Origin of the sequence: Shewanella sp. SM74 (assembly GCF_025653725.1) — a bacterium.
GTDB classification, from domain to species: domain Bacteria; phylum Pseudomonadota; class Gammaproteobacteria; order Enterobacterales; family Shewanellaceae; genus Shewanella; species Shewanella oncorhynchi.
Map to the genome: position 1 here is coordinate 89,166 of NZ_JAKKRZ010000017.1, position 10,681 is coordinate 99,846.

A 10,681-nucleotide genomic window follows, 5' to 3' on the forward strand; every position below is an offset into this window, starting at 1 on the left:
TTTACATGACTACACCCGCTCACGATTTATCAGCTATGCCAAATTCACTTGCCGTCAATGTGGCTATTATCGGCGCAGGACCTTCAGGCGCCATTGCCGCCAGCTTGCTACACCAACAAGGCAAGCGCGTGCTGGTGTTAGAAAAACAACATTTCCCCCGTTTTTCCATCGGTGAAAGTTTACTGCCCTGCTGCATGCAATTCATCGAAGAAGCCGGCATGTTAGACGCACTCAATGCCGCTGGATTCCAGCATAAAAATGGCGCCGCCTTTCGTCGCAATGACACTTACACTACCTTCGATTTTACCGATAAATTTACCCCAGGGCCGGGCACCACATTCCAAGTGCAGCGCGCCAGTTTTGATAAACTGTTAGCCGATACCGCCCAAAGCCAAGGGGTCGACATCCGCTATGGCGAAACCGTCGAGGCGATAGATTTAACCGAGAATCCATGCTTAATGGTGCGCAATGAACAGGGCGAGCTTTATCAAATCAGCGCCCAATATGTGCTTGATGCCAGTGGTTTTGGCCGTGTGTTGCCACGCTTGCTCGACTTAGAAAGTCCATCTTGCCTACCACAGCGCAGCGCCATCTTTACCCATGTGGAAGACAACATCAGCGATCCTCACTTTGATCGAAATAAGATTTTAATCAGTGTCCACCCTGAGCATAAAGACATTTGGTATTGGCTCATTCCCTTTAGCAATGGCCGTTGTTCACTCGGCGTAGTGGCAGAACCGCAATTACTGGCGCGTTTACAAGGTTCGCTTGAGCAACAATTGATGAGCATAGTCAATGAAGAACCAGGACTAAAAGCCCTGCTGGCCAATGCGAAAGTGGTGCAGGAATGCGCCACGCTCAAAGGTTATTCTGCCAATGTGTCACGCCTTGCGACCGACAAGTTCGCGCTATTGGGTAATGCGGGCGAATTCCTCGATCCTGTGTTTTCCTCCGGTGTGACTATCGCCATGCAATCGGCGTCTATGGCGGCAAAATGCCTAACGAAACAACTCAATGGCGAAGCGGTTGACTGGCAAGCCGATTACTCAACGCCTTTGATGCAGGGCGTGAATGCCTTCCGCACCTATGTGCAAGCTTGGTATGATGGCCGCTTTCAGGATGTGGTCTTCTATGAAGAACCGAACGAGCGTATCAAGCAAATGATTTGCTCGATTCTGGCGGGCTATGCTTGGGATACGAATAATCCCTTTGTTAAAGACTCGGAGCGCCGCCTGAATATGATAGTCGAACTGTGCCGAAATCCAGCCGCCACTCCAGCATTCGCAGAGGTCTAATCGCATGCTGCTAAACCTTAACGCTAAATGGCTAATCATCCCCGCGCTATTGCTCGCAAGCCTTGGGCTAACGGGCTGTAGTGAACTGCTGTTCAGGCAGACCTGTGTCGGACTCGCTAAGGATATGCGTTATTGTTTGGCACCATTGCCCCATGATTTTGCTCCCGCGACCGATAAGCCGTTGACTCAGCCAAGGATAAAGTCCACGACTGAGCCTACAACTAAGCCCGCCATCATGGCGAGTCAGCAAACCGACAGCAACACAGGCGTATCTTCTCCCCAGTCCTTTAGCCAAAAGGTCAGCATTAAAGTGGGTGATAAATCCCACGAGCTGCTCACTCAATTAGAGTTAGAGGATGAGCGCATGACGCTCGTTGGCTTAGCGCCACTCGGACAGGCTTTGTTTACCTTAGTTTATGATGGTAATACACTCAGCAGTGAACAAAGCGTGCTGCTAGGGAACAGTTTTAAAGCTGAGTATTTAATGGCGATGATGCAACTGATCTATTGGCCTGAGCAGAGTATTCGCGCCCATTTAGAAGGTGGTCATTTAGTCACAGGTCTTTGCGATACGATTGGGGGAAATCAGGGCGATACGCTTGAAGGCACCCGAGTGAATACAATCCCCTGTCGCCAGATCTATAGTCAAGATACCTTGATCAGTAAAAGCGGCCAGCAAACCCATGTGGTGCAAATCCGTTATCAGCAAAATATCGGCGATGCTCTTTGGCAAGCCCACATCAGCTTAACTATGCCACAAGCTAAATTTGAGCTAGAAATCGAACCTATTTAATCTGTTAGCATCCGCACTTAACTGTGCCATGGTAAAAAGACACACAATGATGAACAGAGTAGCTATTACACAGATTGGATTGTGTACCCCGCTAGGGCAAGATCCCCAGCAAGTTTTAGACCGCCTGATCGCCGGTGATACCAGTGCGATGCTGCGCAGTGACACTCTCCTGTTCGAGCACCCAACCTTAGTTGCCCCCGTGACGACAGCGCTACCAACCATTCCCGAAAAACTCATTCAGTTCGATTGCCGTAACAACCAATTACTGCTGTGCGCCGCACTGCAAATTGCGACCACAGTTGAACAAGCGAAACGGGATTTTGGTCATGCCCGTATTGGTGTTGTGCTAGGCACAAGCACTTCAGGGATTTCAAAAGGTGAAGCCGCGCTGAGCTACCGCAATCAACACGGATACTTTCCCGCGGATTACCACTATTTCCAGCAAGAGCTCGGCAGCACCAGCGACTTTTTACGCCAATATTTTGAGCTAGATGGCCCTTGCTACACAATTTCAACCGCCTGCTCATCCAGCGCCAAAGTGTTTGCCAGTGCCAAACGCCTATTAAAGGCTAACCTCTGCGATATGGTGATTGTCGGCGGTGTCGACAGTTTATGCCAACTCACAGTCAATGGTTTTCACGCCTTAGAGTCTGTCTCGAAAGGCCACTGCAATCCTTTTAGTATCAACCGTGATGGCATCAATATCGGCGAAGGTGCGGCGTTATTCACCCTCACTTTGGGCGAGTCAGAGGTCATGCTAGCGGGTATTGGCGAGTCGAGCGATGCCCACCATATGTCGGCGCCACACCCCGAAGGCGCAGGCGCGATCAAAGCCATGCTCGCGGCGTTGCAAGATGCACACATTGCAGCAAAAGACGTTGGTTACATAAACTTACACGGTACAGCCACGCCTAAAAATGATGCGATGGAAAGCCGCGCCGTGGTTGAAGTGTTTGGCGTGAACACGCCTCCTTGTAGCTCGACCAAGCCCTTAGTCGGCCATACCTTAGGTGCCGCTGGCGCCATTGAAGCCGCCTTCTGTTATTTATTACTTTCAGCACATAATCACGGCAAAGCCCTGCCGCCCCACCAATGGGACGGACAAGTCGATCCACAGGATCCGTCCATTGCCTTAGTCGAGCGCCATCAAGTCGCCGCTAAGGGCGCGCTTAATTATGTGATGAGCAATTCCTTCGCCTTTGGCGGCAGTAATGCCAGCCTGATTTTCTGCCGTAACGAGGCCTAGTACCATGCAGTTACTTAAGATTAACCAACCCTTTGCCGAACAGGATATTGCCGATTTTATTCCCCATAGGGCACCGATGATTTTGCTCGATAAAATCATTGGTTATCGGCGCGATAACCTAGAGACCGAAGTCACTATCACGGCCAAGAGCCCCTATTTCAATGATAAATATCAAGCCGTACCCAATTATGTGGGTATCGAATATATGGCCCAAAGTATTGCCGCCCTTGCAGGGGTTGAGGCAAAGCTTCGCAATGATAAAATCCGCGTGGGCTTTCTATTGGGATCGCGCAAATTAACCTTGTATGCAAAGCAATATGAGCTCGGGCGCACCTATCGCACCCAAGTCAGCCGCCTCTATCAAGAGGAATCGGGATTAGCGGTATTCGATTGCCAAATTTATCTGCTGCCCGAAGCCGGCACTGAGCTAGAAAAGAGCTTAGTGGCCCAAGCCAATGTGAATGTGTTCCAGCCTCAGGACACACAAGCCTATCTTGCAGGCAATCAAGACGCGGCAAATAGAAGCCTTGGGCACTAAAGCAATGATGTAGATAAAAAGCGTTAAAGCGCCTTAACAAGCGACCTTTTTACCATAAATACATGAAACCCCATACCGACACATAACGATAAAATGGGGTGGAGAAAAAAGATGAATAACAGAGTATTAGTTACCGGTTCGAGCCGCGGCATTGGTAAAGCCATCGCCCTAAAACTCGCCGCGACGGGTTTCGATATCGCCCTGCATTACCACAGTAACCAAGCGGCTGCCGATGACACTGCCGCGCAAATCCGCGCGCTTGGGGTGAATGTGAGCCTGCTGAAATTTGATGTCGCCGACCGCGCCAGCGTCAGAGCCGCCATTGAAGCCGACATCGAGGCCAATGGTGCCTATTATGGCGTGATCCTCAATGCTGGCATCAACCGCGATACCGCCTTTCCCGCCATGACAGAAAGCGAGTGGGACAGCGTCATCCACACTAACTTAGACGGCTTTTATAATGTCATCCACCCCTGCGTCATGCCTATGGTACAAGGCCGCAAGGGCGGGCGCATCATCACCTTAGCTTCGGTTTCTGGGATTGCGGGCAACCGTGGCCAAGTCAATTACAGCGCCTCAAAAGCGGGTATTATCGGCGCAACTAAGGCATTGTCATTAGAACTAGCAAAACGCAAAATTACCGTCAACTGTATCGCTCCCGGCTTGATTGAAACCGACATGGTGGCCGATATTCCTAAGGATATGGTCGAGCAATTAGTGCCGATGCGCCGCATGGGTAAACCGAGTGAAATCGCCGCCTTAGCCGCATTTTTAATGTCTGACGATGCCGCCTATATCACTCGCCAAGTGATATCGGTCAATGGAGGCATGATCTAAATGAGCGAGCCGACAAATCAAACCCGCTTAGGGAAACGAGTGGTTGTCACTGGCATTGGCGGCATTACCGCCCTGGGCCATGATTGGGAGGCGATAGCGGCGAGCCTTAAGGCGCAGAAAAACTGTGTTGTCACTATGGGTGACTGGGATAAATACGATGGCCTCAATACCCGCTTAGCCGCGCCCATTAACGACTTTGAAGTGCCAAGCCATTATTCGCGCAAGAAAATTCGTTCTATGGGTCGGGTTTCTATCATGGCGACCCGCGCCAGTGAACTTGCATTAATCGATGCGGGATTGTTGGACGATCCTATCGTGTCCTCGGGTGAAATGGGTATCGCCTATGGCTCGTCCACTGGCAGTACCGATGCCATCATCGCCTTTGGCGATATGTTGAAAACCGGTGATATGTCGGGCGTCACCGCCACGAGTTATATCCGCATGATGGCACACACCACAGCGGTGAATGTGGGGGTATTTTTCGGCTTAAAAGGCCGAATTCACACCACTAGCAGCGCCTGTACCTCGGGGAGCCAAGGCATAGGTTACGCCGATGAAGCCATCAAATACGGTCATCAAACCTTAATGTTGGCGGGCGGCGGCGAAGAACTCTGCCCCACAGAGGCCGTCGTGTTCGATACCCTGTTTGCCACTAGCACTAAAAACAGCACCCCCGAACTCACGCCACGCCCCTTCGATGTGAGCCGTGATGGCCTCGTGATTGGCGAAGGTGCTTGTACACTGGTACTCGAAGAGCTAGAACACGCCAAGGCGCGCGGTGCCAAGATTTACGCTGAGTTAGTCGGTTTTGGCACGAATTCAGATGGCCAACACGTCACCCAACCAAACGCGCAGACCATGGAAATCGCCATCAGGTTGGCCCTCAAAGACGCACAGCTTGAGCCTAGCGCCATAGGTTATGTGAACGCCCATGGTACGGCAACGGATCGCGGTGACATCGCCGAAAGCCACGCGACCCATGCAGTTTTTGGTGCTGGTATGCCGATTTCATCCCTTAAAAGCTACACGGGCCACACCTTAGGTGCATGCGGCGCGTTAGAGGCTTGGGTGAGTATTGAGATGATGAATGCGGGCTGGTTTGCGCCGACACTTAATCTTGAAAGTATCGACCCACAATGCGCCGATTTGGACTATATCCGTAGTGATTTACGTCCAATCGATACAGATTATGTTATGAGTAATAATTTCGCCTTTGGCGGTATTAATACCTCGCTGATTTTTAAACGCTGGGCCAATAACAACATATAAAAACCACATAAGGACATCACCATGAAACCACTGTTTGCAGGTATGCTGCTTAGCATCAGTTTATTAAGCTCGCCTTTATTGGCTCAGGAATATACGGTTGAAACCTATCAAGAAATCTTTAAGGGTGATAACCAATTCAAGCAAAAAGAAGCCATTGAATCACTCACCATCACTGGTTTATCCGATCCTGCCATTTTTGATGCGCTCGAAGCAAAGCTACTCGCATCTTTGCCCCAAGCCACTGAAAAAAATGCCATTGACTACAGTGCTTGGTTAGTCAAAGGCTTAGCTTATTCAGGCAATGATAAGTACAGCGAAACCATCAACAAGATTGTTAATGGTGATTATCCTAAAAAACTCAAAAAATACGCAGGTCAAGCTTTAGAAAACATAACGATATATAAAAAATGGAATGCGATTCTTGCGGATAAAAGCCAATATACTGCCGATCAAAGTCAGCAAAATAATGCCTTCGCCAATGCCCTACGCAGCAATGATTTAGAATTAATGCGTCTCGCGGCTAAACGCATCATAGATGACCGCCAGTACGATGATTTTATCCTAGCCGTACTCAGTAACGAATTGAAAACACCACGCTTAATGGCCGATGACAAACTCGCCATCGATACCTATGCCAACATGGCAAAAGCGCTAGCTAGTTCAGGGAATACCGCTTACCGCGATGTGATTGAAAATATGGCAACCGCGAGCTCAAACAAAAAACTCAAAAACTACGCCGAGAGTTATTTGAAGAAATACTACTAAACCTACCCATTTTACGCTTAATCGAGTAAATCATGGCCGAGCTTATCCTCGGCCATTTTTATATCCGTTTGGATCACTTTTTAAATTACTGTTGGCCTTAGCGTTTGCTGAAATTGCCTATACAGGCTTGCCATGGCATTCACTCACCGACACTGTGAATAGTTTCAAAGTTTATGAACGAGAGCTATGAAAGGCGAAGAGGCTATTAAACATAGATATTGCTCAGAGTGAGGCCAACCATGGTACTGGCTCTACGACGCGCAGCAAGTCCTATATGGACACCTCGAATAGATCAACCACTTTTTGAGTAACAGAAAGTAATACTGCGTACGTATATCCGACCTGTTTGTGAGAATCTTTGTTCTCTGGCCTTAATGAGAACCGCGCCTTTGCTGCTTATCGTCCTTTCGGAGTCATATGCTCCTTGTACTCTCTCAGCATCTGCAAAGGCCGGTATTACCTGTTACTTCATTATCTGTAGTCGTGTTTTTGGGGTGAGGTTAATACTCGATTTTTACATATTAACAAGGCCGATATTCGCTGCGATGAAACAGCATAGCCCAGATGATCCGCGCCAATTTGTTTGCAATTGCTACTGCCGCTTTCTGTTTACCTCGCCGCTCAATCACCTTTAAGGCCCATACGGAGATCCTGTCATTACTCTTACTTGCATAGCGAATAATCGACCAAGCTCCCTGGATCAGTTGCCGCCGCAGATAGCTGTTACCTCGTTTGGTTATGCCGCCCAATTTCTGTTTCCCCCCACTGGAAAACTCTTTAGGAACCAGTCCTAAATTTGCAGAAAAATGCCGAGCACCATGATAGCCAGAGCCATCACCGGCAAATGACACCGCAGCAGTGGCAATTATTTCTGCAACGCCTCTTATACCCATCAGTCGCTTGGCATCTGGGTGCGTTCTTGCCTGCAGTTTGATATCTTTTTCCAGCGAACCTATTGCAACGTTGATCGCACGCAACTCTTCCATCAGCTCACGCATGTATTGGCGTGCAATCGTAGTGAGTTGATTACTGGCATCCTCAAGTAATTCCGGCAGCAAAAGATTCAATGGATTACGTCCTTTAGGGAGGGCTATTCCATATTCACTTAGTAAGACTCTGATTTGATTGGTTAGTGCAGTGCGTATTCTGATCCGGCGCTCGCGAATTCTGTGGGTAATGATGATATCAACCTGCGCTAAGGTTCTCGGCTGGACGAAAATCAGGTTCGGTCTCTGCGCCGCCTCACAGATAGCGAAGGCATCATTGCGATCGTTCTTATTGCCTTTGACAAATGGCTTAACATGCTGAGGCGGGATCAGTTTGACGTCATGCCCGAGAGAAAGTAACTCTCTGCCCCAATAGTTAGAGCCACTGCAGGCTTCCATCGCAATAGTGGCATCAGGGTAAGTACGCAGAAAAGTCAGGAGCTGAGCACGTTTAATCGAACGGTTAAAAACACTCTTGCCTGCTTGATTAACTCCACATACTTGGAAGATATTTTTTGCGAGATCAATTCCTATTAGTGTAACTTTCATTTTGGACACCTTTTGTTGTTATTGAACGTGCAAATTCAATATGGCGTAAATGACGCCTACTTCACAAGAGGTGTCCATCCCATCATCCTTGGATGCTCGACCGCCCCGTCCATGGGGCGGACGGTAGTCTCGCCAATCACCATGGTTTGCCTTTCGATCATTAACATAGCCTCTAAGTTCAAAAGACTAGAGCTAATATTTAACGATTACAGGTTTCACCAAACTTTTTGGGAAAACTAACAATAGAAGTATTGTTAAATAAGAGCTTAATGATTCACTGGGTGAGGATAAATACTACAATTTTGGATTAATATCTTGGTAACCGGCTTGTATAAGTAGGTGGCTTTTTCGCACAAGCAAAAAAGGGGACAGCTTATACAAGTCCGTGTTCATAAACTTGTTATACGTATTTCAAATACTCATCAAATCGACTACTTAAAATATCGTAACTCCCTTTAAGCCCTCCAATATCATTAGCATTTTTTATAAATGAATCAAAAGTTAAATACTCTTGCTCCACATCTGCAGAACCAAGCTTAGATAAATCGACATTTTTCTTTCGCTCACTCATAAACTCTAATAAGAAAGGACGTATGAATTCTAATTTTTGTTTATAATCTCTAACCAAAACATAAAAAATCGAAAGCATTCCCTGTGCACTAAGAAGATGGTCTCTCTCTTCAAATATTTCATGCATAATGTCGATTATTTTTTGTGCAGCAAAAGCAGAGTCAATATATAGTTCAGGATTTTCTGCTTTAGTTCCTTCATTAACAAATTTATCTAAGTTTGCTTTTTTTGTATCAACAAACCGTCCTCTATGTTGGATCAGAAGTATTTTGGCTGCAGCATTACTATCTTGACCTCGTTGTGTTGAAAACTTTATATTAACCTTAAAGAATGGTCTATCTACCAACCCCCTAATCAAGTCAGGTATTATTCCCTCCATCGCATTTCTCAATTCAGCGCCAGTCAAAGGCTTGCTTTTGTTTAGGCGAATAAAAAGATCTTTAATTTTTTCAACATCATCTGCAACAACGCTCATTACGTCTAAATTAAACTCTTCAAGTACCTCAATGACTTTAGGTTGATTCATTTTAAGGTCAGAGTAGTATTTTCCACCTATTTTAATGCTGGGATTTGCATAATAAACAAAATCACTATTCAATGGGATCTTGTCTGCCATGAATGCAAAAATAGATTCTAATCTCTGACGACCATCAATTACTGAGTACGAAAGATTCCTTTCGTTTAGAGGAGAATTTACAATTGTAAAGTCAGTCAAATATATTTTCGGCACATCAAAACCATTAATTATTGAATCTATTAAATATGCTTTATCTCTATCCCCCCAAAGATTTCCTTTTCGTTGATATGAAGGTTCAAAATCAATTTCATTACGTTGTTTATACCACCAACTGAGCGTTCTAGTTTGATGCGACTGCACTTTAAACATATTAAACTCCAAACCCAAATAGACGCTTTGTTTCTTTAGCCAACCCTTCCAGATCAGGATACACGACAGAATCAGTAATACCCATCCAAACTAATTTATCTAGTAAATCACCAATAATTTCATGAGGTATTTCTATTTTTTTTAGCGTATCCTGTTCAAATGCACCATTTTTATAAATTGTTTCCATTGGAGTTAACGACTTTCCGAACAAACAAAATGATCCTCTTTGAGCAACTATTCGAGGACTATTATGAATTCCAAGTATTGCAACAGGGTTTTCATGCATTAACTGAGATTCAGTGTTTGGCTGATAGCTTGTAACAGTTGTCTCAGATGGCGACATAGGTCCTCCCCGATAACTTATATTACTAAATACACATTGATTCCATTTTGGAGGTGACAATACCCAAACAGCTGCATCGTCAACATAATTACCACTAGCATCTTTATTTGCAGAACTCAGCGCAAAAAACAGAGATATAAAGGGATTTTCAGTCCAATCTAATAGTCTCGTTGGCATACCGTAGTGCTGCATTAAAAACAACAATTCCCAAACATCATCTATACGATGCTGTAAATATGGTACTGACCGCTCCTTAAATCTAGTTAATAGTTTTTTTTCATAATCTAGTAAGGAAGCAGTATCTGTCACTTTTAGATGACGATGAAGAGATGGTGATAATGTATAGCTAGACTTACCAGCCAGGGCAAGATCACGAACATTTTTCAACCAAACCAAGCTAGTAGTTGACCCAATCGCCAGCTTATGATCAGATACTGCCTTTTGCAAAAGGGCAATTCCGTGAACCTGAACGTATTTTCTGAACACTTTTCCAGCATCGAAGACACTCGCCAGTCCGCCAAAGTCACTTACCCACTGTTTGATGTGCTGTTTCTCACGCTATGCGCTGTGATTGCTGGCTGTCAGGGCTGGGAAGATATTGAAG

The 10,681-nt window shown here is 46.2% G+C and carries 11 protein-coding genes; 8 read left to right on the plus strand and 3 right to left on the minus strand.

Translation table 11 applies throughout. The features are described 5' to 3' along the window. Positions 1-5: 5 nt before the first annotated feature. The 7 genes from L5M49_RS17050 to L5M49_RS17080 all read left to right on the plus strand — a co-directional run bounded on the left by L5M49_RS17050 (position 6) and on the right by L5M49_RS17080 (position 6,743). Complete coding sequence (locus tag L5M49_RS17050) at positions 6-1,295, plus strand: NAD(P)/FAD-dependent oxidoreductase (protein ID WP_263266506.1); 1,290 nt, start codon at positions 6-8, stop codon at positions 1,293-1,295. A gap of 4 nt (positions 1,296-1,299) precedes the next feature. After that, positions 1,300-2,088: a DUF3261 domain-containing protein gene (locus L5M49_RS17055; RefSeq protein WP_263266507.1), complete on the plus strand. Its 789-nt coding sequence runs from the start codon at positions 1,300-1,302 to the stop codon at positions 2,086-2,088. A 46-nt stretch (positions 2,089-2,134) separates the two neighbouring features. After that, a complete protein-coding gene (locus L5M49_RS17060) occupies positions 2,135-3,334 on the plus strand; it encodes a beta-ketoacyl-[acyl-carrier-protein] synthase family protein (protein WP_263266508.1) in 1,200 nt (399 codons plus the stop codon). Positions 3,335-3,338: 4 nt separating this feature from the next. Then, positions 3,339-3,872 (plus strand): hotdog family protein, encoded by a 534-nt coding sequence (locus tag L5M49_RS17065; RefSeq protein ID WP_263140757.1) that lies wholly within the window; start codon positions 3,339-3,341, stop codon positions 3,870-3,872. Between the two features lie 111 nt (positions 3,873-3,983). Then, a complete protein-coding gene (locus L5M49_RS17070; RefSeq protein WP_263266509.1) occupies positions 3,984-4,709 on the plus strand; it encodes a 3-ketoacyl-ACP reductase FabG2 in 726 nt (241 codons plus the stop codon). Beyond that, the gene (locus L5M49_RS17075; protein ID WP_263266510.1) at positions 4,710-5,978 is read left to right on the plus strand and encodes a beta-ketoacyl-ACP synthase; all 1,269 of its coding nucleotides are present in this window, start codon (positions 4,710-4,712) and stop codon (positions 5,976-5,978) included. A 21-nt stretch (positions 5,979-5,999) separates the two neighbouring features. After that, positions 6,000-6,743, plus strand: coding sequence for a hypothetical protein (locus L5M49_RS17080; protein ID WP_263266511.1), 744 nt, complete (start codon positions 6,000-6,002; stop codon positions 6,741-6,743). A 521-nt stretch (positions 6,744-7,264) separates the two neighbouring features. On the opposite strand, the gene L5M49_RS17085 is transcribed toward L5M49_RS17080, so the two are convergent. From L5M49_RS17085 to L5M49_RS17095, 3 genes are all read right to left on the minus strand, one after another. After that, positions 7,265-8,278: an IS110-like element ISShes7 family transposase gene (locus L5M49_RS17085; RefSeq protein WP_263266512.1), complete on the minus strand. Its 1,014-nt coding sequence runs from the start codon at positions 8,276-8,278 to the stop codon at positions 7,265-7,267. Positions 8,279-8,678: 400 nt separating this feature from the next. Continuing rightward, the gene (locus L5M49_RS17090) at positions 8,679-9,734 is read right to left on the minus strand and encodes a DUF262 domain-containing protein (protein ID WP_263266513.1); all 1,056 of its coding nucleotides are present in this window, start codon (positions 9,732-9,734) and stop codon (positions 8,679-8,681) included. A gap of 1 nt (position 9,735) precedes the next feature. Beyond that, a complete protein-coding gene (locus L5M49_RS17095; protein ID WP_263266514.1) occupies positions 9,736-10,524 on the minus strand; it encodes an FRG domain-containing protein in 789 nt (262 codons plus the stop codon). Between L5M49_RS17095 and L5M49_RS17100 the strand changes: the two genes are divergently transcribed. Continuing rightward, positions 10,501-10,681: transposase family protein (locus L5M49_RS17100; RefSeq protein WP_411569111.1), on the plus strand; the 181-nt coding region annotated here is incomplete at its 3' end. The genes L5M49_RS17095 and L5M49_RS17100 overlap by 24 nt on opposite strands.